A 25,900-nucleotide genomic window follows, 5' to 3' on the forward strand; every position below is an offset into this window, starting at 1 on the left:
GGGTTCAGGTCGTTTCTCCCGCCCCTATACGCGGGCCTATCCGAGAGGTGAGAATCACCGGATGAGGCGTTCGCGGGCTCGGAAATTCACCCGGCTGGCAGTGATCGCGACCGGTCTGGTCATGGTGGCGCTCGGAGTGGCGCTCCCCATGGCCGGTCTGGACGACGCCGACAAGTACGCCAGCGTGCTCGGCGCGTTCACCGGAGTCGCTGGGCTCGCCCTGTCGGCCTACGGAGTCGTCCTCGCCCGGCGTGCCCCCGCGGAGGCCCCCGCCCAGGAAGGGCCGTCACCGCCCCCGGAGCCGGACTCCGGCGCGGGCCGGGTGCGCAACAGCGTCAGCGGCACGGTGCACGGCCCCGTCCTGCAGGCCGACACCTTCACCGGCCCCATCACCATCGGCACTCCGCGGCCCTGCCCGCCCAGCGACGAGGCGGCCGGCGAGCGGGAGGGCCCTGCCCGGTAGGCGGCCCCGGTCTTTGGACGGATCGGTGCTTCGCTCGCCATGGAATACCATCCGCCCGCGCTTTCCGGTCGCGGGTTTCTCATGAATGCGGTCCGGCCGTCCCGCGCAATTCCCGGATCTCCGCGAGCCGTCCCTTGTACGGACGCGCATGCCGCGGTCGCCGAATCAGGGAAACCGCCGTCCGGTGATCTTTCGGAACTCCTCGCGCGTGCGCCCGGAGAACCGGGCCGTGGCCGACCGGAGGCCGGCGACCGTCCAGGGGCGAGGGTCGGGCGCCGGGACGGAACCCCCGAGCGGCGGGGCGGCGGCGGACGCCTCGGCGAGGCGGCTGCGGAGGCGGTCGCGGATCTCTTCGGGGGTGTAGGCGCGGCGGCGGCGCTCGGCGCGGACGATGACGGCTCCGGAGGCGGCGACGCCCGCGAAGGCGGCCAGGCCCAGTATCTTCCACCAACGCATGTCCTCAGGCTACTGGGAAGAGGAGTGGAATGTCCGGCGTGAGCATCGGCCTCGACGAGGCGCTCGACCTGACCCGCACCGGCGACGTCTGGCTGTTCCGCGGCCGGTCGGCGCCCGACCGGGCCATCCAGGTGACGACCAACAGCCCGGTGAACCACGTCGGCATGTCCGTGGTCATCGATGATCTGCCGCCGCTGATGTGGCACGCCGAGCTCGGGCGGTCGCTGCCCGACCTGTGGTCGGGCACGAACCAGCGCGGCGTCCAGCTCCACGACCTGCGCGACGCCGTCACGGTGTGGGCGACGAGGTACGGGCAGCGCGCGTGGCTGCGCCAGCTCGACCGCCCGGTCACGCGGGACATGGAGGACGCCCTGCTGCGCACCATCGCGCGCCTGGACGGCACGCCGTTCCCTTCGACGGCGCGGCTGGCGGGCCGCTGGCTGCGCGGGCGGCTGCCGGCCGTCCGTCGCGTCCGGGAGGCCGCGCTGGAGACCGCCTACTGCGCGGAGGTGGTCGCGGCGACGTACCAGGACATGGGTCTGCTCCCGGCCGGTCGCCGCCTCAACTGGTACGACCCGGGACGTTTCTGGAGCGGCGACGATCTCGAGCTGGCCTCCGGCGCCCGGCTGGGCGGCGAGATCCCGGTCCGCGTCCCGCCCGCCGCCTGACCAGGACGGCCTGGGAACGCCACCTCGGGACACCTCCTGTCATCGCCGAGTCCTCCCATGCCCGGCGAGTTAGCAATTTTCAGGAAATTTCTGAAAGGCATTGCATAGATCTGAGCGACTGAGTAACTTCCGGGCAACAACCCTGAAATATGACACGCGGAGGCCCTTGTGGTCCGGCCACTCCCCCCACGGCCCGCGAGAAGGTCGCCCGTCCGCGGGCCGGCCCGCTTACCGGTGGCCGCGGTCCTCACAGCGCTCCTCTGCACGGCGCCCCTGGCCGCCGTCCCCCCGGCCTCCGCGAACTCCGCCGCCGCCGCGGCCTCCACCGCCGCCGTGGCGTCCGCGGGTTCGCCCGGCGTTCCGGCCGCCGCGAAGGCGCTGGTGTCGCCGCTCAGCCGGACGGCGGAGCCCTCCGACAAGGACCTCGCGCGCGACGCGCCGCGCACCCGGCTGACGCGCGAGCGGTTCTACTTCGTGATGACCGACCGGTTCGCCAACGGCGACCCGGGCAACGACAGGGGCGGCCTGACCGGCGACCGGCTCGCCACCGGGTTCGACCCGGCCGACAAGGGCTTCTACCAGGGCGGGGACCTGGCCGGGCTGCTCGGCAAGCTCGACTACATCAAGGGCCTGGGCAGCACCGCGATCTGGCTGACCCCCGCGTTCAAGAACCGCCCCGTGCAGGGCACGGGCGCCGACGCCTCGGCCGGGTACCACGGCTACTGGATCACCGACTTCACCTCGATCGACCCGCACCTGGGCACCAACGCCCAGATGAAGCGGCTCGTCCGCGAGGCCCACGAACGCGGCATGAAGGTGTTCTTCGACATCATCACCAACCACACGGCCGATGTCGTCGACCACAAGGAGAAGACCTCCACCTACCGCTCCAAGGCCGCCTATCCCTACGTCGACACCTCCGGCCGGCCCTTCGACGACCGCGACTACGCGGGCGGGACCACCTTCCCCAAGGTCGGCGCCGGCTCCTTCCCCTACACGCCGGTCGCGGCCAAGGGCGTGAAGACCCCGGCCTGGCTGAACGACCCGACGATGTACCACAACCGGGGCGACTCGACGTTCAGCGGCGGCGAGACCGACGAGTACGGCGACTTCTCCGGCCTGGACGACCTGTGGACCGAGCGTCCCGAGGTCGTCAAGGGCATGACCGACATCTACCGGACGTGGGTCCGCGAGACCGGCATCGACGGCTTCCGCATCGACACCGCCAAGCACGTCAACATGGAGTTCTGGCAGCGGTTCTCCCCCGCCCTGCACGAGTACGCCGCGAAGCGCGGCCAGGACCGCTTCTTCATGTTCGGCGAGGTGTACTCCGGCGACCCGGCGGTGACCAGCCGTTACTCGACGCAGGGCGGCATGGACGCGACGCTGGACTTCCCGTTCCAGGAGGCCGCGCGGTCCTACGGCGGCGGCACGGCGGACGCCTCCCGGCTGGCCCGCCTCTACGCGGGCGACGACTACCACACGGCCGCCGACCGCGACGCCGCCTCGCTGCCGACCTTCCTCGGCAACCACGACATGGGACGCATCGGCCGGTTCGTCGCCCAGGACGCCCCGGGCGCGACCGACGGCGAGCTGCTGCGGCGCTACCTGCTCGCCCACGAGCTGATGTACCTGACGCGGGGCCAGCCGGTGGTGTACTACGGCGACGAGCAGGGCTTCACCGGCAAGGGCGGCGACAAGGACGCACGGCAGTCCATGTTCGCCTCGCAGACGCCGAGCTACCTGACCGACGACCTGATCGGCACGACCGCGACGCACGCGCAGGACAACTTCGTCCCCGCCCATCCGCTGTACCAGGGGATCGCGGCGCTGGCGAAGCTGCGCGACGCCCACCCCGCGCTGGCCGACGGCGCGCAGGTCGAGCGCCTTGCCACCGGCGGCCTGTACGCCTTCAGCCGCATCGGCGCCAAGGAGCAGGTCGAGTACGTCGTCGCGGTGAACAACGCCGAAACGCCCGCCTCGGCCGCCGTGCCGACCTACTCGGCGGGCATGGGCTTCACCCGCGTGTACGGCGAGGGCCCCGCGACGGCGGCCACCGGCGCCGACCGCGCGCTCCGGGTCACCGTCCCCGCCCTTTCCGCGGTGGTCTACCGCGCCTCCGGCGGGCTCGCCGCCCCGGCCACCGGACCCGCGGTGTCGATCACGCTGCCGGGCTCCGAGATCGGCGGCACGGCGGCCGACGGGCGCGTCCCGGTGACGGCGACCGTGCCGGGCGACGGGTTCGACCAGGTGACCTTCGCCGCCCGGGCCGGCGCGGGCCCCTGGAAGGTGCTCGGCACCGACGACGCCCCCACCGTGTCCGGCGCGGGCCGCACGTTCCGCGTGTTCCACGACCTCACCGGGCTGGCCGCGGGCACGAAGGTCGCCTACAAGGCGGTGGTGAAGGACTCGGCCGGCCGGTTCGCCGCCGCCTCCGCGACCGCCACCGTGGCGGCGCCGCCCACCCCGGAGGAGCCCGGGACGCTCACCCGCGACTGGCTCATCGTCCACTACCGGCGCGCGAACTACGACGGCTGGGGACTGCACGTGTGGGGCGATGTGGAACAGCCCACCGGATGGGGGACGCCGCTGGCGCTGACCGGCGAGGACTCCTTCGGCCGCTTCGCCTGGATCAGGCTGAAGCCCGGCGCGGCGAGCGTCGGCCTCATCACCCACAAGGGCGATGAGAAGGACGGCGGCGACCGTGCCGTCGACCCGCGCAAGACGGGCGAGGTGTGGCTGACCGAGGGCAGGCCGGAGGTCTCCTCCTCCCGTGCCGCCGCCCAGGGGTACGCGACCGTGCACTACCACCGCCCCGACGGACGGTACGACGGCTGGGGGCTGCACCTGTGGGGCGACGCGGTCGCCGACGGGGCGGGCACCGACTGGGCGAGCCCCCGCGCGCCGGACGGCGCCGACTCCTACGGCCCGTACTGGAAGGTCCCGCTGAAGGACCCGTCGGCCCCGTTGAACTACATCGTGCACAACGGCGACGCCAAGGACCCCGGCCCCGACCAGTCGTTCGTCCCGGCGCTGCGGCCCGAGGCGTACGTGAACTCCGGCGAGGCCACCCTCCACCCGACGCGCGCCGCCGCGGAGAACGTGGCGATCCTGCATTACCGGCGCGCGGACGGGAACTACGACGGCTGGGGACTCCATGTGTGGAACGGGGCCGCCCAGCCGACGGAGTGGGCGGCCCCGCTCCCGCCGGCGGGCGAGGACGACTTCGGCGTGTACTACCGCGTGCCGCTGGCCGAGGGGGCGACGAGCCTGAGCTACATCATCCACAAGGGCGACGACAAGGACCTGCCGTCCGACCAGTCGCTCGACCTGAGCGCCGCCGGCCACGAGGTGTGGCGGCTGGCCGCCGTCGAGGGCCACCTGCTGCCGCAGCCGCCGGCCCGGGGCGCGGACGCCGACCTGTCCAAGGCCGCGGCGCACTGGATCGACCGCGACACCATCGCCTGGAACCTCACGCCGTCCACCGCCTCGCACTACTCACTGGCGTTCTCCGCCGAGGGCGACATCGCCTACGACAAGGGCGACCTGACCGGCGACCTGCGGCTGATCCGCCTGTCCGGCGGGGGCGCACTCACCGACGCGCAGAAGGCGAAGTGGCCGCACCTGGCCTCCTACGCGGCGCTGAAGGTCGACCCCCGCGACGCCCACCTGGTCGGGCAGGCGCTGCGCGGGCAGGTCGTCGCCGTCGAACGCGACGCGGCCGGGGTGCTGCGCACGGCGACCGGCGTGCAGATCCCCGGCGTGCTGGACGACCTGTACGCCGCGGCGGCGTCCGCCGAGCTCGGGCCGGTGTGGCCCGCCTCGGCATCCTCGGCGTCGTCGGCGTCCCAGCTGAACGCGGCCTCGGCCTCGCCGTCGGTGTCGGTGTGGGCGCCCACCGCGCGCAAGGTCGAGCTGGCGCTCTACCAGGGCCCCTCCGGCGGCGGGCGCACCGTCCACCCGATGCGCCGCGACGACGCCACCGGGGTCTGGTCGGTGCGCGGCCTGCCCACCTGGAAGGGGCTCTACTACACCTTCCTGGTCACCGTGTACGCCCCGGCGGCCGGCACGGTGGTCACCAACGAGGTGACCGACCCCTACAGCGTGTCGCTCGCGGCCGACTCGGCGCGCAGCCAGCTCGTCGACCTGTCCGACCGCGCGCTGCGGCCCGGCGGCTGGACGACGCTGCGCAAGCCGAAGGCCGTGCCCCAGGAGAGGGCGTCCATCTACGAGCTGCACGTGCGCGACTTCTCCGCCTCCGACGCCACCGTCCCGGCGCCGGAGAGGGGGACCTTCGCCGCGTTCGCCCGCGACTCGGCGGGCATGAAGGAGTTGCGCGCGCTCGCCGCGGACGGGCTCACGCACGTGCACCTGCTGCCCGCGTTCGACCTCGGCAGCGTCCCCGAACGCCGGGCCGACCGCACCGAGCCCGAGTGCGACCTGGCCGCGATGCCCGCCGACTCCGAAGGGCAGCAGGAGTGCGTGGCGAAGACCGCCGCCACCGACTCCTTCAACTGGGGATACGACCCGGTCCACTACACGGTGCCCGAAGGCTCCTACTCGACCGACCCGGACGGGCCGCGCCGTGTCGAGGAGTTCCGTTCCATGGTCGCCGGGCTGAACGGGGCCGGGCTGCGGGTCGTCATGGACGTCGTCTACAACCACACCTTCGCCGCCGGGCAGGACCCGAGGTCGGTGCTGGACCGCGTCGTGCCCGGCTACTACCACCGGCTGCTCCCGGACGGCACGGTGGCCACCTCCACCTGCTGCGCGAACACCGCGCCCGAGCACGCCATGATGGGCAAGCTCGTCGTGGACTCCGTCGTCACCTGGGCCAGGCAGTACAAGGTCGACGGCTTCCGGTTCGACCTGATGGGCCACCACCCGAAGGCGAACATCCTGGCCGTGCGGGCGGCGCTGGACAGGCTGACGCTCGCCCGCGACGGCGTGGACGGCAGGTCGGTCATCCTGTACGGCGAGGGATGGAACTTCGGGGAGGTCGCCAACGACGCGCGGTTCGTCCAGGCCACCCAGGCGAACATGGCCGGCACGGGCGTCGGCACGTTCAACGACCGGCTGCGCGACGCCGTGCGCGGCGGCGGTCCGTTCGACGCCGACCCGCGCGTCCAGGGCTTCGGCTCCGGGCTGGCCGGAGCGCCGAACGGGTCGCCGGCCAACGGCGACGCCGGGCAGCAGCGGGCCCGCCTCCTGCACTACCAGGACCTGATCAAGGTCGGGCTGTCGGGCAACCTGCGCGACTACCGGTTCACCGCCTCCACCGGGGCGCAGGTCACCGGCGCCCAGGTCGACTACAACGGCTCGCCCGCCGGGTACACCGCCGCGCCCGGCGAGGCGGTGAGCTACGTCGACGCCCATGACAACGAGACGCTGTTCGACGCGCTCGCCTACAAGCTCCCGCAGTCGACCTCGATGGACGACCGGGTGCGCATGCAGGCGGTGGCGCTCGCCTCGGCGGTGCTGTCGCAGGGCACGGCCTTCGTGCACGCCGGCAGCGAGCGGCTGCGCTCCAAGTCGCTCGACCGCAACTCCTACGACTCCGGCGACTGGTTCAACCGGCTGCTGTGGGACTGCTCGGCGGGCAACGGCTTCGGCGCCGGCCTGCCGCCGAAGGCCGACAACGAGTCCAAGTGGCCCTACGCCCGGCCGCTGCTGGCCGACCCGGCGCTGCGGCCCGGCTGCGCGGCGATCGGCGCGGCGCGGGCGCGGTTCGGCGAGCTGCTGAAGATCCGCTCCTCCTCCCCCGCGTTCTCGCTCGGCTCGCTCGCCGAGGTGCAGCGGCGGCTGTCCTTCCCGGTGAGCGGCGCCGGCGAGACGCCGGGCGTGGTCACCATGCACCTGGACTCCTCCGGCGCCGACCCGCGCTGGAAGTCGGTCACGGTGGTGTTCAACGCGACGCCGGACACCCAGGCGCAGACCGTCCCCGCGCTGAAGGGCGCGCGGGTCGCCCTGCACCCCGTCCAGGCCGCCTCGGACGACCCCGTCGTCAGGCGGTCGGCCTTCGACCCCTCGACCGGCACCCTGACCGTCCCGGCCCGCACGGTCGCGGTCTTCGTCCGGTCGTGAACCCCTCCCACCCTGGAGGCCCCACGTGAGATCGTGCGATCCCCCCGCCCCCGCCCGCTCCGTCCGCGCTCCTCGCCCCCGCCGCGCCGGGCTCGGTTCCCTCGCCCTGTCCGCCGTCCTGACCCTGCTGACGGCGTCGGCCGTCGTCCCGCTGGCCGGCGGCCCCGCGCAGGCGGCCCCCTCCGGCACCAAGGACGTCACCGCCAACCTGTTCGCCTGGAACTGGCCCTCGGTCTCCGCCGAGTGCACCAACATGCTCGGCCCGGCCGGGTACGGAGCGGTGCAGGTGTCGCCGCCGCAGGACTCCCTCAAGCGGGCGGGCGCCCACTCGTGGTGGGAGCTGTACCAGCCGGCCGCCTACGACCTGACCGGCAGGCTCGGCAGCCGCGCCCAGTTCTCGGCGATGGTGCAGGCCTGCCACGCGGCCGGGGTCAAGGTCTACGCTGACGCCGTCATCAACCACATGACCGGCCAGGGCTCGGCCTCCTACGGCGGGAGGACCTTCTCCAAGTACAACTACCCGGGCACCTACTCCTCGGCCGACTTCCACTAATACCCGGGCGCCTGCGGCAACTCCGACGGCACCATCCACGACGGCGACTACGCCGGCAGCGCGCGCAACGTGCAGCAGTGCGAGCTGTCCGGCCTCGCCGACCTGGACACCGGCGCCGGCTACGTGCGCTCCCGCATCGCCGCCTACCTCAACGACCTGGTCGGCCTCGGCGTGGACGGCTTCCGCGTGGACGCGGTCAAGCACATGAGCCCCACCGACCTGGACGCCATCTACGGGCAGGTCACCGGCTCGCCGTACATCGTCCAGGAGGTCATCTACGGCGCCGGCGAGGCCGTCCAGCCCGGCCAGTACACCGGCCTCGGCGACGTGCTGGACTTCCAGTACGGGCGCTACCTCAAGCAGAAGTTCGAGGGGAACATCTCCGAACTGCAGACCTTCGGCGCCACGTGGGGCGGCATGCAGCCCGGCGACAAGGCCGTCACCTTCGTCGCCAACCACGACACCGAGCGCAACGGCTCCACCCTCACCTACAAGAGCGGAGCCGCCTACACCCTGGCCACCATCTTCCAGCTCGCCTGGACGCACGGCGCGCCGCAGATCTACGACGGGTTCACCTTCAGCGACAACGACGCCTCCCCGCCCTCGGACGGCAACGGCTACGTGACCACGGCGAACTGCTCCAGCGGGTGGACGTGCCTGCACCGCGACGGCGCCGTCAACGGCATGGTCGGGTTCCGCAACGCCGTCCGGGGCACCTCGGTGGCCAACTGGAGCGCCCCGTCCGCCAACGTGATCGCCTTCAGCCGCGGCGCCAAGGGCTGGGTCGCGATCAACAACGGTTCCTCGTCCTACTCGGGCGCCTTCGCCACCGGCCTGCCCGCCGGCGCCTACGCCAACCTGACCGGCGGCGGCTCGGTGACCGTCGGCTCCGGCGGCACGGCCGCCGTCACCGTCCCCGCCAAGAGCGCGGTCGCCATCCGGACCGGGGCCACCACCACGCCGCCGGCGACCGTCGCGACGTCGTTCAACGCGAACGTGACCACCACCTGGGGGCAGAACGTCTTCGTGGTGGGCGACCTCGCCGAGCTGGGCGCGTGGAACCCCGCCGGCGCGGTGGCGCTGTCGTCGGCGTCCTACCCGGTGTGGCGCGCCACGGTGGCCCTGCCGGCGGGCACGGCCGTCCAGTACAAGTACATCAAGAAGAACCCCGACGGCTCGGTCACCTGGGAGAGCGATCCGAACCGCTCCTTCACCACCCCTGCGAGCGGCACCGCCACCCGCGACGACACCTGGCGCTGACCCCGCCCGGGGCGCGCGGCCGGATCAGGCGGGCGGACGCACCAGGAACCCGGCCGGTCGCGCCAGGCGGCCCAGATGCGCGCGGCCGGGTCAGGCGGGCGGACGCACGAGGGACCCGGCCGGTCGCGCCAGGATCGCGGCCAGCTCGGCCGGCCGGGCCAGGTGCGGGAAGTGGCCGCCGCCCGGCAGGACGGTGACGGCGGCGCCCGGCAGCGCCGCCTCCAGCCAGCGCCGGTACGCCTCACCGGGTTCGCCGCCGCTCACATGGTGATAGGCGACGCCGCGCGCGCGAATGGCGTCCAGGTCGCGCGCGCGGCGGTCACCGAGGTCGCCGGCCGGCGTGACCAGGATCTCCTCCCAGTACCCGAGGAGCAGGTCCTGCCGGGGGGTGGTGGCCGTCCGCAGCAGCTCCCGCGCGGACGGCGGCAGCAGGTCGATCCTCATCCCGGCGAGCAGCGACTCCCACACCTGCCCGTACCCGGGGCCGCGCAGTACGGGCTCGGCCTCGCGCAGCACCGCGGCGAACCCGTCGACGAGCAGCGGCTGGTCGACGTTGACCACGCCCCTGGTGGGATACGCGGCGGCGTAGACGGTCGCGAGCGCGCCACCCAGCGAATGCCCGGCCACCACCGGGTCCTCGATCCCGGCCTCGGTCACCGCTGCGTGCACCACGGCGGCCACCTCGTCCAGGCGGTAGGAGGCGCGCTGGGGCGACTCGCCGTGTCCGGGCAGGTCGAAGGCCACCACGTGCCGATCGGGGTCGCGGAGCGCGAGTTCACGCAGGACCGGCCCCCACTGGCGCCGATCATAGGTGAGGCCGTGCAGCAGGACCAGCGGCGGCCGGTCGCCGGCCCTTCCCCGGCTGCCCGCGGCCAGCGCGCCGAAGTACCGTGGTCGCATATGTGACATGTCGTTCTCCCGCCCTGAGGGTGCTTTCACCTGGCAGGCGTGACTCCGGCGCGAACGATTCGTTCGTCCGCGACGAACACGCCCCGGCACACCGGTGCGGCCTCCTGGCTCGGACGCCCCGCCGGGCCGACCGGCAGGCGGTGGCGGCGAGGCGATCCCTCTTCGGTCAGACCCTCCAGCGTGCGGGGCCGCCGGGGGCGGGCTGGTAGCGGAACAGGCGGCCGGTGCGCAGGGACGCCCGCAGGTGGGCGCCGGCCAGCGGCGCGGCCGACTCCACCCGCTCGACGGCGGCCCACAGCGTCCGGGTCGCGTTGACGCGGGCGCGTTCGGCCTCGCCCGCCTGGGCCCGCGGCCGGCCGCCCAGGCCGGTGGCCCGGCGCAACTCGCCCACCAGGGCCGTCCGCTCCTGCTGGAGGGCCGCCGCCCGTTCGGAGTCGCCCACCCGGTCGGCCTCGTCGAGCCGCCGGTCGAGCGTCTCCAGCCGCCGCCGGTAGGCCGCACGGGCGGCGTCGTCGAGCACCGGGTCACCGCCGGGCGCGCGCAGGCCGGCGCCTCCCGAGACGAGGTCCAGCGCGGGGATCTCCCGCCCGGGCGCGGCCAGCAGCGCCCGCAGGTAATGCATGCCGCGACCGTCGCGCAGCCGGGCCGTCTCGGCGCCCGCCTCCAGGCTCCAGCCGTCGCCGTCCCGGCGCAGCCGCCACTCGTCGGCCGGGGGCTCCAGCGTGGCGAGCACCCCGTTCATGCCGAGACGCCCGGCGATCGAGCGGGCGCGGGCCAGGTCGTCCGCCGCCCGGTCGTGGTCGCCTTCGCCGCCGCGCGCGGTCATGGCCTGCGCGCGGGCGACCAGTGTGCGGGCCAGCCAGGGCAGCGCTCCGACGCGCCGCCCCAACGCGGCGGCGGCGTCCAGGTGGCCGACCGCCCGGTCCGGCCGGCCGAGCCGGGCGGCGAGCCGGCCCAGGTAGTCGTCCACCGGCCCGGTGATGGTGTTGGCGCCTCCCCAGACGACCAGCCGTCCCTGGTAGGGCAGCAGCGCCTCGTACAGCGCCTCGGCGGGCGCGGGCTCCCCGGCCAGCGACGCCACCACGGCGAGGTCGGCCGCGACGCCCAGCCAGCGCGGCCCCGATCCGGCGAGCACGGCGGGCAGCAGCCGCTCCAGCTCCAGCTCCGCCTCGACGCCGCGGCCGGACTCGGCCAGGGTGCGGGCGGCGGCGGCCTCGAAGAAGTGCCCGGGCAGCCGCCGGGCGAGCGCCTGCCATGGTTCCACGAGGTCGGCGGCCTGCCCGCGCAACGCGGCGAGGCTCGCGCGCAGCGATCCGGCCAGGCGGCCGGTGTCGTTCAGCCCCGCCCGGCCGCCGCGGACGACCACCTCCCGCGCCAGATCCTCCGCCGCGTCGAACCGGCCGCGGATCGTGGCCAGCATCGACTGGCGGGCGAGCACCACCACCGCCGCCTCGGCGTCCCCGGCCAGCTCGCCGGCCCTGGCGTACGCCGTGAGCGCCGCCTCGGCGGACGCGAGGTCCCCCAGCTCGCACAGGGCGGTGAACCGCCAGAACAGCCCGCGTCCCTCGACCGCCGCGTCACCCGCCCGCCGCGCCCGCTCGATGATCTCCGAGGCGGCGGCCAGGCGCTCATCGGCGGCGGCCGGGTCCCACAGGGCGTGCAACCGGCAGTCGAGGACCTCGGCGAGCGTGCCGGGGTCGCCGGCCGTCCTGGCCAGCGCCACCGCCTCGCCGATCAGCTCCCGCCGGCGGGCCGCGGCCGAGGCGTCGCCCAGCAGTTCGCGGGCGAGCCGCGCCAGCACCCGGGCCCGGGTCGCGGGCGGGAGCGCACGCTCCGCCGCGTCCTCCAGGACGCGGATCAGGCCGACGTCCAGGTCGAGGAACGACGCCCCCGACAGCGCGGCCAGTGCCACCTGGGCCACCGCGTCGCCGGCGGCCGGCGAGCCCGCGAGTCCGGCGGCGAGGGCGAGGGCGGGACCGGGGAGGCCGCCCGAGGCCAGCCACACCGCGTGGACCGCCTCGGCGGGCAGGTCCGCCACCAGTTCGGCGAGCTCCGGTTCCGCGAGGCCGCCCAGGCGCAGCTCCGGCGTCAGCCCGAGAGGGTCTCGCGCGGTCACGACCAGCGCGGTCGCGCCGGCCCCGAGCCGGGCGGCGAGCAGGTTCAGCAACGCCATGGACGGCGCGCCGTCCCGGTCGGCGTCCTCCACCAGGACCAGGCGCGGTCCGCCGCGAGCGATCAGCCGCGCCACCTGGTCGAGTTCCGCGAGCCCATCCCCCGGCGACGTCCCGCCCCCGTCCGGACCTCCCCCGTCCGGACCGTCCCCGTCCGGACCATCCCCGGAGCCGGGAGCGTCGTGCGTGCCGAGGTCGTCCAGCAGACGGGTCCAGAAAGGCGGGGCGGAGGCCGGGCCCGTCGCCGCGGCCCGGATGACCGGGATGCCGCGGGCGCGGGCCAGGCGCGCGGCGGCGCCGGCCAGCGCCGTCTTGCCCGAGCCGGGCGGCCCGCTGACGACCAGGTGCCCGCCGGTGCCGGCCGCGGCCCGGTCGAGCAGCCGCTCCACCGCGGCCAGCTCTCCGCGGCGTCCGATCAGGGTCACCTCCGCAGCGTACCGACCGTCCCCGGCCCGATGACCTGCGCTTCCCCTCCGCGCCGATGCCGAGGGCCCCATGGCGCACGACGGCGGGCCATGGCCGGGATGAGCGATCAACCATCAGAGGACCGGGACGGTCGGACCGGCGAGCGCCTGGTGAAGAAATACGCGAAAGGGAGTGATGTGGCGAAGTGCCGCAAGTAGCATCGCGGGCGTGCGAATGAGCCATGTCAGCCACGTTGCTGTCAGCGTCGTCATGGCCGGAGCGGTTCTGGCCGTCCCGGGAAGCGCCCAGGGGGCCGCCGGGCCGGGCAACCCCGCGGGCCGGGCCGTGGTGCCCGCGGACGGGAAGGCGATCGACACCTCGCGTCCCGACCGGGTGGTGGGAAACGGGACGCCCGCGAGTTGCACGTCGGCCGCGGTGGTGGCGGCGGTGGCCAAGGGAGGGCTGATCCGGTTCGCCTGCGGGCCGAAGGCCGTCACCATCGTGATGCGGGCCACGGCGAAGGTGCGCAACACCAGCAGGCGCGTGGTGCTGGACGGCGGCGGAAAGGTGACGCTGAGCGGTGTCGGAACGCGGCGGATCCTGTACATGAACACCTGCGACAAGGCGCAGGTGTGGACGACGCCGCACTGCGACGACCAGCAGTGGCCGCAGCTCACCGTGCAGAACATCCGGTTCGCCGACGGGAACGCCACCGGGGAGCGGGCCGAGGGCGGCGGCGGAGGCGCCGTGTTCGTGCGGGGCGGCCGGTTCAAGGCCGTGAACTCCACCTTCGTGCGCAACCGCTGCGATCCCACCGGGCCGGACGTCGGCGGCGCCGCGATCCGGGCGCTGGACCAGTGGCGCGACCTGCCGGTGTACATCGTGAACAGCACCTTCGGCGGGGCCGCCGGGCAGGGCGGCGTGTGCTCCAACGGCGGGGCGTTGAGCGGCATCGGGGTGTCGTGGGAGGTGCTGAACAGCGTGTTCACCCACAACCAGGCGATCGGGCGGGGCGCCAACCCGGCGCGGGGCGGCACCCCGGGCGGCGGCAGCGGCGGTGCGATCTACGCCGACGGCAACCGGTTCACCGTGCGCGTCGCGGGCTCGATCGTCAGCGACAACACCGCGCGGGAGGGCGGCGGGGCCGTCTTCTTCGTCAGCAACGACCGGACCGGGACGCTGCGCATCGAGCGGTCGATCTTCCGCCGCAACCGCAGCGCCGGCTTCGAGACCAAGGGCTTCCCGGGCATCTTCTTCCTCGGCGCGGGCCGTCCGCGGGTCGTCTCCTCCACGCTGAGATGAGACCTACGGCCCGGCCGGTCAGAGGTCGAGCTGGTATTTGACGGTGCGGTGGGTGGGCGCGTACCCGAGGGCGTCGTTGACGGCCCTCATGGGGGCGTTGCCGTCGGCGGTGTCGGTGAGCAGGCCGGCGAGGCCGGGGTGGCGCTCGCGCGCGCCGCGGATCGCCTCGGTCTTCATCCAGCGGGCCAGCCCGCGGCCCCGGTGCTCGGGCAGCACCCCGGTGCCGTAGTGCTGGGCGTCCCCCTTGCCGTCCCCGGGGACCACCAGCTCGGTGAACCCGACGACGGAGCCGTCGGACTCCCGCACGGCGGCGACGGTGTGCAGCAGTTCGCCGCGCTCCTCGATGGCCCGCGCCGCGGACAGCACCCGGTCGGCGTCCCAGACGTCCACCCCGAAGTCGGCCTCACCCATCGGCATGTCGGCCATCGCCCGGCGCGAGGCGGTGAAGGTCTCCAGCAGCTCGCCGGGGACGGCGCCGTCCCAGGACACCAGGCGGTAGCCGGGGTGCGGCTTGTCGACCGCCGCGGCCAGGGCCGCCGGGTCGACCCGCTCCAGCGGCAGCCGCGCGAACGTGAGCGTGAGGACGGGGCGGAAGCCGTGCGCGGCCAGGAAGCCCTCGCCGGGCGCACCCTCGGGGACGTCGGCGCTGACCCGGCGGCGCAGGTTCTCCCGGGCCGCGCCGACGGCCGCCTCCAGCAGCAGGCGGCCGACGCCGGCCCGCCGCTCGGCGGGGTGGACGTTGATCTCCAGCTCGGTGAGGTGCCGCACCTCCGGCCGGGCGAACAGCCGCAGGAAGGCCGAACCCACCGGGTTCTGGGCGTCATCGGAGGCGAGCCAGACCAGGCGGCGGCCGGAGGGGCCACGTTCGGGGTCGGCCAGCGGGGTGATGCGAATCGACACGGGGTCTCCGTCGTGGGAAGGGCGTACGAGAGGGGTTCAGGTCGGCCCATGAGTGATCATGCGCGGTTCGCAGAACGTATCCGGGCCCTCCCACCGCCGCAAAGCATTTACCCGTGGTCTTCTCCCCGCGGTGCGACGGCGGACGCCCGGGGCCGGACGGTACCCCGATGCCGGTCGCGCACGATGGAGGCGAAGCGCCGCGCCACCGCGTGCCAGGCCGCGGCGGAGGCCGGCTCGTCGGCGACGGCCGCCGCGTACAGCTCCTCCCGGTCGAACCCCTGGTCTCGCAGCTCCTCGCCGTTCCACTGGCGGATGCGCCGGGGGGTGACCTCGGGGTGGAACTGCACGCCCCAGGCGCGCGGGCCCACCCGGAACGCCTGGTAGGGGCATCTGGCGGTCTCGGCCAGCCATACGGCGCCCGGCGGCAGGCCGGTGATCGCGTCGACGTGGTGCTCGATCGCGGGGACGACATCGGGCAGGCCGTGGAACAGCGGGTCGTCCGCGGCCTCGGGCCTGATGGTGACGGCGGTGCTGCCGTGCTCGGGCGCCCCCGCGTCGGCCTGGACCTTGCCCCCGGCCACCGCGGCGAGCATCTGGCCGCCGAGGCAGACGCCGAACATCGGCACCGACCCGCGCAGGGCCTGCTCGACCAGGGAGCGGGTGGCGGGCAGCCAGGGCGCCTTCTCGTCGTCGTCGGGCATGTAGCCGCCGCCGAGCACGATCAGCCCGTCGTGGGCGAGCCGCCCGGGGACGGCGGAGCCGTCGAACGCGGTGACGACCTGCACCGCGACGCCGGCCTCCGCCAGCCACTCACCGAAGCGGCCGGGGCCGCCGTTCTCACCGTGCTGCACGACCAGCACATTTGGCACCTGCGACATGGGCACCGATGCTACCGCCGCCTCCCCACCCCACCGGCCGCGGCGGAGCGGACGCCGTCGAGGATCATCTCGACGGCGCGACCGCGTTGGGCGTCGTCGCGGTACACCCCCGCGGTGACGGCGAAGACGACGCGCAGCACGTCGTCCGCGTCGACGTCCGCGCGCACGCTGCCCGCGCGCTGGGCGCGCTGGAACAGCGGCTCGGCGAAGGCGTAGAGCGCCTTCCTGCTCGACAGGTACACCACCGACTCCAGCGGGAGGACGGTGCCGAGCACCTGCTTGGTGGCCAGGTCTTCGACGAACCGGCGCAGCCAGACGACCAGCGCGGCCCAGGGGTCGGGTTCGTCGATCGACTCGCCGAAGCGCACCAGCTCGTCGACCAGCCTGAGGTAGACGCACTCCATGAGGTCGACCCGGGTGGGGAAGTTCCGGTAGAGCGTCGCGACGCCGACGCCGGCCCGCCGGGCGATCTCCTCCATCGGGACGTCCGGACCGTCCTGTGTGTACGCCGCCGAGGCGGCGGCCAGCAGCGCGTCGAAGTTGCGGCGTGCGTCCGCGCGCCGTGGCCGGCGCCGCTCGAGCAGCTCCGCCAGGTCCACGTTGAGGCTCCTCTTGAAGTGATAATCAGCTTCCGGTAATTTGATAGTTGACCTATCAGTAACCTTAGCGGCGCGGTCTTCTCGCCCTGGCACCCGATGCAGTTCGACCAGGGAGACGACCCGGAGCACGTGCGCGCGGTGCTGGAGTCGATCGCCCGCCGGCACGACGCCACCCCGAAGCAGATCGCGCTGGCCTGGCACCTGCACCGTTCGCCGGTCACCCTGCCGATCCCCGGCACGACCACCCCGGCCCACCTCGACCAGAATCTGGCCGCGGCCCGGATCGAACTGTCCGCCGACGACGTGACCGCCATCACCGCACTGGCCCAAGGAGCATCAGGAACATGACCAAGCCGACCCACTTGGTCCACGTGTCCGACGATGCCACCGCCACCGCGACCGGCCTACGGTCTGCGCGGGCGGGCGGTCTAGGCGGGCTTGATGGTGGCGAGCTGCACGAGCAGCAGGACCAGCCGGTAGGCGCCGGCGAAGTCCGCGGCGGTGAAGGTCACCGTACGGCCGCCCTCTGCGCGGGAGACGCCCGGCACGAGCGTCGCCAGGTCGACCGTGATCGGGCTGTAGAGGTCGACCTCGACGTCGATCGGTCCGGCGATGCTCAGGGGCGCGACCCGCGCACGCCCGGTGATCGCCTCGGCGGCGGCCCGGCGCAGCCGCTCCCGGGCCTCCCCGGGGTGCAGGGCGATGGCGGCGGCCTGACCGAGAGCCTGTTTGACCGCGACGGTGACGGCCGAGGGGACCAGCTCGCCGAGCTCGGCGCAGGCGGTGTCGTCGCCGCTGAGCATCACGACGGGCACGCCGAGATGCCCGGCCATGGCGGCGTTGAGCCCGATCTCCCCCATGGAGCGCCCGTTCACGCGCACGTCGAGGATGTCGCCGCTCATGGTGTGCGCCAGCACGGCCGGGCCACCACCGGCGCGGGCGTGGTAGCCGATGAACAGGGCGGCGTCGGTGTGGTCGTCGAGCGCGCCGAGCATGCCCTGCGGACGCGGCTTGCCGCGGACCAGGCGGGCCCGCCGGTCGAGTTTCTCAGGAAGGATGTTGCGGAACGGCCCGTGGGCGTCGGCGACCCACACCACGGCGTCCGGTTCGGCGTCCAGGACTCCGGCGATCACGGCGTTCGCCTCGGAGGTCATCAGGGCCCTGCCGCGCTCGTAGTCGTAGCGGTCGGGGTTGGTCTCGGCGGGATGCACGACCCCCGAGATGCCCTCCATGTCGACGGAGATCAGCACCTTCATGAACCACGGAGCCTACAGCGACACCGTGGCCACCGCCGCGGCCCGCCGATCAGAGGTCGAAGTGGGCGACGATGGGGGCGTGGTCGGAGTCGGCGGCGTCGCGGCGCGGGGTGGGGTCCTCGGTGACCGAGGGCAGGCCGTGGCCGACCACGGAGCGGATCTCGGCGACCCGTTCGATGAGGGCCCGGCTGGCCAGGATGTGGTCGATGAGCTCTCCGCGGCCGTTGTGGACGCGGGAGAAGCGCTCGGCCTCGGGGATCAGCGTCGCGAGGTTCCACAGCCGCCAGGCGTCGCCCTTGTCCGGGCGCAGCGCCCCGGCCGTGCCGAGCTCGGACCCGGGCGGGCCGAGGACGATCTGCGTGGTGGCCGCCTGCGGCTCGTCGTTGAAGTCGCCCAGGACGACCACCGGCCGGTCCTGCCCGTGGCCGCCGACGAGCCGGTCGGCCAGGCCGCGCAGGGTGGTGGCCTCGGCGGCCCGCCGGTACAGGGCGTAGGCGCCGTACCGGGCGCGCTCGCCCTCGTCGCGGGCCGCGAACCGGCCGCCGGGGAAGCTCAGCAGCTTGGACTTCAGGTGGCAGACCGCGACGGCGAGCGTCGTCCCCGGGCCGGGCTCGACCCGCACGGCGAGCATGCCGCGGCTGGTCTGGGCGGTCGCGGGCCCGGTGTCGGCGCTCTGCACGGCGGCCAGCGGCGAGGTGAAGGCGGCGACGTCCTCCACGACGGTGAGCGGGAGGCGGCTGAGCACGCCGACGCGGATGCCGCGGACGTCCGGGTGCTGGGACAGGACGGTGTGCCACTCGCCGCCGAGCGCCTCCGCCAGGTCGGCCAGCGCCGCGGGGTCGCCGACCTCCTGGACGCCGAGCACGTCGGGGGCGATGCCGCCGAGGGTGGCGGCCAGCGCCGCGATCTTCGCCTTGTACGCGGCCTCGTCGCGGGGGCCGAACTCCCCGCCTGGCCGGTAGAGGTTCTCCAGGTTCCACGTGCCGACGACGACCATGACCGCTCCCGTTGTGAACGCGGACGGGAGCGTTCCCGTGGCGCGCTCACCCCCGTGGCGCAGGCGGGAACCGGACCCCTCCCCCAGTGATCGCGGGCTCCGGCGACCGCCGCCCGCCGCTCCACTATGACCGCTGTCGCACCGCTTGGCCATCGGTTCGCGTGACAAGGATTCGACCCAAGGAATCCGGCCATACGGTTCATATCACGCAAATCGGGCATGGGGCGGGTAACCCAACTCGGCCCTCTCGAGGAGGCCTAATGCTCACGCTGACAGAGACCGCCGCCAAGGTGATCCGTGACCTCAACACCCAGTCGGGCGAGGCGACCGACAAGGGTATCCGCATCTCCTCGCAGGGCGAGGACGCCGGCTCGCTGATGCTGTCGGTCGCCGACGGGCCCGAGAGCTCCGACAAGGTCGTCGAGAGCGAAGGGGCGAAGGTCTACCTCGACCCGGTGGCCGCCACCGTGCTCGACGACAAGGCGCTGGACGCCAACATCGACGACCAGGGCGGCATCTCCTTCCACGTCGAGGACCAGCCCGCCTGATCGTTCGGCGCGCTGGCCGACCCGAAACTTTCAAGTGCGGGCCGGACGGTCACGTGCGGGGTCCGGACCTGCCACCCTTTCCGACCTGTGCGTTCGCATGAACGGTCGAATTGTGTCGTATCGGCTCCAGTCCGCTCCCCGAACCATGGGCTTGTCCCTTTCGGTGATGCTCCGTAACTTTCGATAGGAGTCGCGTCCCCGTCCGGGCGGAGCACGGTCACCGGGCCCGCCGGGCGGCCGGCGATCGTCCCGGCCCTCTGACGGGCCGGGCGCCGAGAGAAGACCTCCGGCTGATCATCGGGAGCCGTCGCCGGATGGTGGGGGCCTCGGTGGCAGGTGCGTCCCCCTGCCACCGAGGCCCCCGGTCTCGGGCCGGCGCGGGGGGCGTCGCTCGGGGGCGCCCCCCGTACCGGGTTCGGCTCCTAGGAGGAGTAGACCTCGAACTCCGACAGTTGCCCGGCCGGCCAGCCGGTGTTCCCGGTGAAGGTCAGCCGCAGGTGGCGCCGGCCGGCGGCCGGGAAGGTGATCGTCACGGTGTTGCCGGTGGCCGGGTTGAAGGTGTAGGCGGCCGGGCCGGCGAGGGTGCCGTACGTGGACCCGTCGGTGGAGCCGAGCACCGCCACGGTCTGGCTGCGGGTCGCCCAGGACGCCGACGGGGGCAGCTTCAGCACGACCCTGCCGACGCTGTAGGCGGCGCCGAGGTCGACGGTCACCGACTGCGGCCAGGCGTTGTTCACGCTCTCCCAGTAGGTGCCGGTGTTGCCGTCCACCACGTTGGCCGAGCCGTACACGTCCGCGTGCCCGCTCTCGCTGGTGGCCTTCCCCCGGGCGAGGTTGCCCGCTGGCGGGGTCGGGGTGGGAGTGGGCGTCGGAGTCGGGGTCGGCGTGGCGGCGGGCCCGCCGTACACCTCGAAGGAGGACAGCTGGGCCGCCGGCCAGCCGGTGTTGCCGGTGAAGGTCAGCCGGAGGTACCGGAGGTTCGCCGGGGTGAAGGACACCGTCGCCGTGTTGCCCGACGCCGGGTCGAACGCGCGGCCCGCCGCCGCCGACAGGGTGGTGAAGGCGCCGCCGTCCGTCGAGCCCTGCACCGCGACCGTCTGTGTGCGGGCGGCCCAGGCCGCCGCCGGGGGCAGCTTGAGCGTCACGCGGTTGACCGAGGCGACAGCGCACAGGTCGACGGTGATGGACTGCGGCCAGGCGTTGCCCGGGCTCTCCCAGTAGGTGTCGGCGTTGCCGTCGACGGTGTTGGCGGGGGCGTAGTTCTGCACCTGCCCGGTGGCGGTGACCGCCTTGCCCCGCGCCAGGTCGCCGGTGCCGGGCGCGCACGGGGTGGGCGTCGGCGTCGGGGTGGGCGTCGGGGTCGGGGTCGGGGTGGGAGTGGGCGTCGGGGTCGGGGTCGGGGTGGGAGTGGGCGTCGGGGTGGGGCCGGTCGGGGTCGGGCTGGGCGTGGTGTTGCCACCGCCGCCCGGGTAGATGTAGTTCGGGGCCGGCCAGCCGCCGCAGAACGTCGAGGTGGGGCTCCACCCGGTGTTGCCGCCGCCCTGGGTGATGGAGAAGCCGCTGCCGACGCAGTTGTGGACGCTGACCCCGGCCCCGATGTGCGCGGCGCTGACGTTGGTGAACGTCGTCCTGGCCGCCGCCTGCGCCTGGATCATGTAGGTGCCCGTGCCGTCCACCCGGACGCCCGAGAAGTTGACGGTCTGCGTGCTGCCCTCGATGAAGTGGATCGCCGCGTACGAGCTGTCGAGGATGTCGGTGTCGGTGACGTTGATCGTCGCGTTGACCGGTTCGTTGAGCGCGTCGAACCAGATGGCGCCGACGCCGAAGTTCCAGTTGTAGTCGGAGTTGCCCGCCCGCAGCAGGGTGTTGCGCGCCACGGTGTGCGTGCCCGCCACCGCCGTGCCCGACCCGGAGTTGACCCCCGGGTAGCGGTTGGCGACGTGGATGCCGCCGCCGTTGGTCACGGTGTCGGTCACCACGTTGTCTGTGATCTTGATGTCCCGCCCGCCGTAGGTGACGATGTTGTTGGCGAGCACCGGCGCGACCACGGTGTTGTGGGTGAAGCTGTCGTTCACGTTGGCCACCCGGTCCGGCCACATCGCGAGCCCGTCGTCGCCGGTGTTGCGGACGAAGGTGTTGGTCACCGTCGAGTTCGTGACCCCGGTGTGGAAGTTCACCCCGTCGGCGGTCTGGTCGAGGATGCGGCTGTTCCTGATGGTGAAGCCGTCCATCGGGCCGTCCATCCAGGCGCCGACCTTGGTGTGCTGCATCCACACGTTGTCCACGACCGAGTTGGTCATGGCGCCTCCGAGGGCGTTGACCTGGTCGTCGTCGACGCGTTCGGTGATCTCGCCGATGATGGCGAAGTCCCGCAGCGTGACGTCGCGGCTGGGCCCGCCGGCCTCGTGCGCGCGCACCGGGCCGGTGTACCCCCCTCCGGCGACGTACTTGCCGTAGACGCCCACCGCGCGGTTGCGCTGGGTGGGATGCCTGCCGGTCAGCACGCTGTACCAGGGCCCGGCCCCGGCCAGGGTGACGCCGTCGACGACCACGTGGTCCCACAGGGTGTAGGTCCCCTCGGGAATGTAGACCACCTTGCCCTGGGCCTTGCCCGCGTCCACGGCGGCCTGGAAGGCGGCGGTGGAGTCGGTCGCCGAGTTGCGCGCGGCGCCGAAGTCGTCCACCGACAGCGACCCCGACGGGCGGCCGATGGCCGCCGGGACGGCCTCGAAGTCGGCCAGGTCCACGGTGATCGGGATGCCGCCGGTGTGCTGGACGCGCACCTTGGTCCCGGCGGCCAGCGTCGAGCCGAACCTGGTGCGGGCCTCGTCGTAGAAGTGGTGCGGGTTGCCCGCGCCGGGGTTGTTGCCGAAGGGGTAGCCGCCGTAGTACCAGCCGTACCGGGAGGTGAGCGGCAGGTCCTTCAGATGGGCGCCGTTGACCCGCACGTCGGCCGTGGTGTCCTGCCCGGTCCCGGCCGCGTTGTCCGGGACGCTGTAGCGCACCACCATCGCGTTGGCGGGCTTGGTGAGGGTGAACTCCACGTACTCGCCGGAGGCGTCGAGGGTCACGGCGCGGCGGCCCGACGCCTCGGACGGCAGGTGGGTGTAGACCCGGTCGGGCCCGATCACCTGGCCGTTGGTGGCGGCGTGCGCGGAGTCCTCGGCCTCGAACTCGGTGAAAGGAACGGTGGCGCCGCGCCCGGCGAAGTCCCAGGGGGTGTCCACCGCCGTGGCGGCCACGGCACCGGGTGACAACAGCGGGACCGACAACGTCCCCGCCGCCAGTGCCACAGTGGTGGCGATCGTCCAGGCGCGCAGCCTGCCCGTTTTCTTCATCGGCGGACCCTTCTGCGGAAGCGAAGAGCCGGGACGTTTCGCGGTCAGGGACGCGCGGACCGTCGCTTGCCCGGCGGAACTGCCCACACCATAAGATGACAGACAGATAACCGCAATGTTCTGACTAAAGCCTGCAATGTTACGACTGTGTCACGGCATTCACCGGGAGAGTCGGCCCCAGGAAGGACACCCGGGACCCTCCGGGACGCTCTTCCCCCACCCGCCGCAAACCGTTTGCAGACGACTGCCGTATATTTGCGACCGTGACAAGCGACAATGCGGCATCCCGTCCGAAGGGCGGCCTCGCCGCCCGCCCCACCGACGGGGGAAAGCCCGTCCCGCTCGACGGCGCCGCCGCTCGGCCGGGCGGCGCCGCGGCGGCGCGGCGGTCCGACGGCGCGGGGTCGCGCTCGGCCGACGGCGCGGGCTCCCGCGCGACGACGCGCCGCCTCGCCGAGGTCGCCCGCAAGGTGGGGGTGAGCGAGGCGACGGTGAGCCGCGTGCTCAACGGCAAGCCCGGCGTCTCCGACACCACCCGGGCCGCGGTGCTGACCGCGCTCGACGTGCTCGGGTACGAGCGGCCGACGCAGTTGCGCGGTGAGCGGGCCCGCTTGGTGGGGCTGGTGCTGCCCGAGCTGGGCAACCCGATCTTTCCCGCGCTGGCCGAGGTGGTCGGCGGCGCGCTCGCCCAGCGCGGCTTCACGCCCGTGCTGTGCACCCGGACGGCGGGCGGGCTGTCGGAGGCCGACTACGTCGAGATGCTGCTGGAGCAGCAGGTCTCGGGCATGGTCTTCGCCGGCGGGCACTACATGGAGGCCGACGCGCCCCACGAGCACTACCTGCGCCTGCTCGACCGCCGCCTGCCGGCCGTACTGGTCAACGCGGCGATCGGCGAGCTGAGCTTCCCGTGCCTGGCGACCGACGACGTGGTCGCGGTGGAGCAGGCTTTCGGCCACCTGACCTCGCTCGGGCACACGCGCATCGGCATGGTCCTCGGGCCGCGCGACCACGTCCCCTCGCGCAGAAAGCTCGCCGCGTTCCAGGCCGAGGCGCGCCGGGCCGGGCTGGAGGCGGGCCGCGACACCATAGAGCACAGCCTGTTCTCCCTGGAGGGCGGCCAGGCCGTGGCGACCCGGCTGGTCAAGAACGGCATCACCGGCATCATCTGCGCCAGCGACGTGCTCGCGCTCGGCGTGCTGCGCGCGGTGCGCCGGCTCGGCATGTCCGTGCCCGAGGACGTCTCGGTGGTCGGCTACGACGACTCGGCCTTCATGAACTGCACCAACCCGCCGCTGACCACCGTGCGCCAGCCCATCGAGGCCATCGGCAGGACGGCGGTCACGCTGCTGGTCAACCAGATCGACGGCGGCTCGGTGACCGCCGAGGAGCTGCTGTTCGAGCCCGAGCTGGTCGTGCGCGGCTCCACCGGCCCCGCCAAGACGCGCAACTGACCCCGCCGACCCGGCGCGCCCGTCCTCGGCGTCCACGTCCACGTCCACGCACCGAACGCGTGTGACGTCAAGGTGACAAGAGCGTTGCCGCAGACGGCACTGTCACTTTTTTGCATCGGGCTCGTATGACTCTTGCTGGGATATGTCCGCCTCTATATGTTGCTCCCAACCGGTTCACGAAGCTGTACCAGAACTTGGGCCTCGTAGTCGGGGGCAGTCCAGGAGGGAACATCCATGAAACCCCGCAACCTCGCGATCCTGCTGAGCGCAGGGATCGCGCTCGCCGCCGCCGGATGCGGCAGCGACGCCGGCACAACCCCTGACGCGAAGTCGTCGCAGGGCTCAGCGGCCGCCAACGCCCCCGTGACGATCACGGTCGGCTGCAAGCCCCCGAAGAACAACCCGAAGGAAGCGGCCCAGTGGGACGCGGACGTCGCGGCGTTCCAGAAGCTGCACCCGAACATCACGGTGGAGGGCAAGGACGCCTTCCCGTGCATCGTCCCCGAGACCTTCCAGGCCAAGCTGGCCGGCGGGGAGATGGAGGACCTCTTCTACGTCTACTACACCGACGTCCAGAAGATCATCGCCGCCGGTCAGGCCGCGGACATCACGCCCTACCTCGACAGCGTCCCCGCGCTGAAGAACATCCGCCCCGACGTCATCAGCGTCTTCAAGAGCGGCGAGAAGATCTTCGGCCTCCCGAGGGTCAACTACTCGACGGGCCTGGTCTACAACCGCAAGCTGTTCACCCAGGCCGGGCTGGACCCCGACCAGCCGCCCAAGACCTGGACCGACGTGCAGGCCGCGGCCAAGAAGATCGCGGCGCTCGGGCCCGGCTACGTCGGGTACGGCGAGTACAGCGCGGGCAACACCGGCGGCTGGCACTTCACCTCCTCCATCTACGGCCGCGGCGGCGACGTCGTCACCCCCGACGGCAAGAAGGCCGCCTTCAACAGCCCGCAGGGAAAGGCGGTGCTGGAGAACCTCAAGCAGATGCGCTGGACCGACGACAGCATGGGCACCAAGCAGCTGCTGCGCTGGGAGGACCTCATGCGCATGATGGGCAGCGGCAAGCTGGGCATGATGATCGGCGCCCCGGACGTGGTCAAGGAGGTCAACAACACCTTCAAGGGCAAGTTCGACGACTACGGCGTGGCGGGCATGCCGGAGGCCACCACCTCCCTCAGCGGCGGCGACGGCTACATGTTCAACCCCAAGGCCACCCCCGACCAGATCAAGGCCGGTCTCCAGTGGCTGGAGTACAAGTTCCTGACCCCCGGCCAGGGCCAGTTCAACTTCGAGCGCGCCAAGGCCGACGGGCTTCCGGTCGGACTCCCCGACATCGACCTGTTCGGCGACACCGAGCCCGGCAAGAAGATCCTGGAGCTGCGCAAGCAGTTCGCGACGATCCCCGTCGAGCACTTCCAGCCCTACATCGACGCCAACTCCGCGGTCCAGTTCAAGCTGGAGCCGCCGAAGGCCCAGGAGATCTACGCGGTGCTGGACACGGCGATGTCGGCGGTGCTGACCAGGCAGGACGCCAACGTCGACCAGCTTCTGTCCGACGCGGAGAAGAAGGTCAACAACATCCTGGCCAAGTCGAGCTGACCTTGGCCCGCCGGGGCGCCGGCCCACCGGCCGGCGCCCCGCCCACGCACTATC

The 25,900-nt window shown here is 73.2% G+C and carries 19 protein-coding genes; 10 read left to right on the forward strand and 9 right to left on the reverse strand.

Going from position 1 to position 25,900, the window contains the following annotated elements:
• Positions 1-100 precede the first annotated feature (100 nt).
• Positions 101-463, forward strand: a complete 363-nt coding sequence (locus ABZU32_RS11325; protein WP_354920368.1) for a hypothetical protein — start codon at positions 101-103, stop codon at positions 461-463.
• 165 nt (positions 464-628) lie between these two features.
• On the opposite strand, the gene ABZU32_RS11330 is transcribed toward ABZU32_RS11325, so the two are convergent.
• Positions 629-919 (reverse strand): hypothetical protein, encoded by a 291-nt coding sequence (locus tag ABZU32_RS11330; protein WP_354920371.1) that lies wholly within the window; start codon positions 917-919, stop codon positions 629-631.
• 29 nt (positions 920-948) lie between these two features.
• On the opposite strand from ABZU32_RS11330, the gene ABZU32_RS11335 reads away from it, so the two are divergent.
• From ABZU32_RS11335 to ABZU32_RS11350, 4 genes are all read left to right on the forward strand, one after another.
• Positions 949-1,587 carry a hypothetical protein gene (locus ABZU32_RS11335; protein WP_354834167.1) on the forward strand — a complete coding sequence of 213 codons (639 nt, stop codon included), beginning with the start codon at positions 949-951 and terminating at the stop codon, positions 1,585-1,587.
• A gap of 234 nt (positions 1,588-1,821) precedes the next feature.
• Positions 1,822-7,671 (forward strand): pullulanase-type alpha-1,6-glucosidase, encoded by a 5,850-nt coding sequence (gene pulA, locus ABZU32_RS11340; protein WP_354920374.1) that lies wholly within the window; start codon positions 1,822-1,824, stop codon positions 7,669-7,671.
• A 25-nt stretch (positions 7,672-7,696) separates the two neighbouring features.
• Positions 7,697-8,224, forward strand: a complete 528-nt coding sequence (locus ABZU32_RS11345; protein ID WP_354920377.1) for an alpha-amylase family glycosyl hydrolase — start codon at positions 7,697-7,699, stop codon at positions 8,222-8,224.
• Between the two features lie 69 nt (positions 8,225-8,293).
• The gene (locus ABZU32_RS11350; protein ID WP_354920380.1) at positions 8,294-9,484 is read left to right on the forward strand and encodes a carbohydrate-binding module family 20 domain-containing protein; all 1,191 of its coding nucleotides are present in this window, start codon (positions 8,294-8,296) and stop codon (positions 9,482-9,484) included.
• Positions 9,485-9,574: 90 nt separating this feature from the next.
• Here ABZU32_RS11350 and ABZU32_RS11355 read toward each other — a convergent pair whose 3' ends face one another.
• Positions 9,575-10,393 carry an alpha/beta hydrolase gene (locus ABZU32_RS11355; protein WP_354920384.1) on the reverse strand — a complete coding sequence of 273 codons (819 nt, stop codon included), beginning with the start codon at positions 10,391-10,393 and terminating at the stop codon, positions 9,575-9,577.
• A 166-nt stretch (positions 10,394-10,559) separates the two neighbouring features.
• Positions 10,560-12,989 carry an ATP-binding protein gene (locus ABZU32_RS11360; protein ID WP_354920386.1) on the reverse strand — a complete coding sequence of 810 codons (2,430 nt, stop codon included), beginning with the start codon at positions 12,987-12,989 and terminating at the stop codon, positions 10,560-10,562.
• A 208-nt stretch (positions 12,990-13,197) separates the two neighbouring features.
• Here ABZU32_RS11360 and ABZU32_RS11365 point away from each other — a divergent pair, with 208 nt between their 5' ends.
• Entirely contained in the window at positions 13,198-14,271 is a 1,074-nt protein-coding gene (locus ABZU32_RS11365) for a hypothetical protein (RefSeq protein WP_354920389.1), read from the forward strand.
• A gap of 18 nt (positions 14,272-14,289) precedes the next feature.
• Here ABZU32_RS11365 and ABZU32_RS11370 read toward each other — a convergent pair whose 3' ends face one another.
• The 3 genes from ABZU32_RS11370 to ABZU32_RS11380 form a co-directional block, all read right to left on the reverse strand.
• Positions 14,290-15,171 carry a GNAT family N-acetyltransferase gene (locus ABZU32_RS11370; protein WP_354920392.1) on the reverse strand — a complete coding sequence of 294 codons (882 nt, stop codon included), beginning with the start codon at positions 15,169-15,171 and terminating at the stop codon, positions 14,290-14,292.
• A 107-nt stretch (positions 15,172-15,278) separates the two neighbouring features.
• Positions 15,279-16,049 carry a type 1 glutamine amidotransferase gene (locus tag ABZU32_RS11375; RefSeq protein WP_354920395.1) on the reverse strand — a complete coding sequence of 257 codons (771 nt, stop codon included), beginning with the start codon at positions 16,047-16,049 and terminating at the stop codon, positions 15,279-15,281.
• 11 nt (positions 16,050-16,060) lie between these two features.
• Positions 16,061-16,648, reverse strand: a complete 588-nt coding sequence (locus tag ABZU32_RS11380; RefSeq protein WP_354920398.1) for a TetR/AcrR family transcriptional regulator — start codon at positions 16,646-16,648, stop codon at positions 16,061-16,063.
• Between the two features lie 96 nt (positions 16,649-16,744).
• Here ABZU32_RS11380 and ABZU32_RS11385 point away from each other — a divergent pair, with 96 nt between their 5' ends.
• Positions 16,745-16,996 (forward strand): aldo/keto reductase, encoded by a 252-nt coding sequence (locus ABZU32_RS11385; RefSeq protein WP_354920401.1) that lies wholly within the window; start codon positions 16,745-16,747, stop codon positions 16,994-16,996.
• Positions 16,997-17,076: 80 nt separating this feature from the next.
• Here ABZU32_RS11385 and ABZU32_RS11390 read toward each other — a convergent pair whose 3' ends face one another.
• Together ABZU32_RS11390 and ABZU32_RS11395 are read right to left on the reverse strand one after the other, a co-directional pair.
• A complete protein-coding gene (locus ABZU32_RS11390; protein WP_354920404.1) occupies positions 17,077-17,904 on the reverse strand; it encodes a M55 family metallopeptidase in 828 nt (275 codons plus the stop codon).
• Between the two features lie 49 nt (positions 17,905-17,953).
• The gene (locus tag ABZU32_RS11395) at positions 17,954-18,901 is read right to left on the reverse strand and encodes an endonuclease/exonuclease/phosphatase family protein (RefSeq protein WP_354920407.1); all 948 of its coding nucleotides are present in this window, start codon (positions 18,899-18,901) and stop codon (positions 17,954-17,956) included.
• A gap of 260 nt (positions 18,902-19,161) precedes the next feature.
• On the opposite strand from ABZU32_RS11395, the gene ABZU32_RS11400 reads away from it, so the two are divergent.
• Positions 19,162-19,449 carry a Fe-S cluster assembly protein HesB gene (locus tag ABZU32_RS11400; RefSeq protein ID WP_354834204.1) on the forward strand — a complete coding sequence of 96 codons (288 nt, stop codon included), beginning with the start codon at positions 19,162-19,164 and terminating at the stop codon, positions 19,447-19,449.
• A 422-nt stretch (positions 19,450-19,871) separates the two neighbouring features.
• Here ABZU32_RS11400 and ABZU32_RS11405 read toward each other — a convergent pair whose 3' ends face one another.
• Entirely contained in the window at positions 19,872-22,787 is a 2,916-nt protein-coding gene (locus ABZU32_RS11405) for a discoidin domain-containing protein (protein WP_354920410.1), read from the reverse strand.
• Positions 22,788-23,257: 470 nt separating this feature from the next.
• Here ABZU32_RS11405 and ABZU32_RS11410 point away from each other — a divergent pair, with 470 nt between their 5' ends.
• Positions 23,258-24,238, forward strand: coding sequence for a LacI family DNA-binding transcriptional regulator (locus ABZU32_RS11410; protein ID WP_354920610.1), 981 nt, complete (start codon positions 23,258-23,260; stop codon positions 24,236-24,238).
• Between the two features lie 234 nt (positions 24,239-24,472).
• Positions 24,473-25,846: an extracellular solute-binding protein gene (locus ABZU32_RS11415; RefSeq protein WP_354920413.1), complete on the forward strand. Its 1,374-nt coding sequence runs from the start codon at positions 24,473-24,475 to the stop codon at positions 25,844-25,846.
• Positions 25,847-25,900: the final 54 nt, after the last annotated feature.

This window comes from Sphaerisporangium sp. NPDC005288, from assembly GCF_040607475.1.
Taxonomy (GTDB): domain Bacteria; phylum Actinomycetota; class Actinomycetes; order Streptosporangiales; family Streptosporangiaceae; genus Sphaerisporangium; species Sphaerisporangium rhizosphaerae.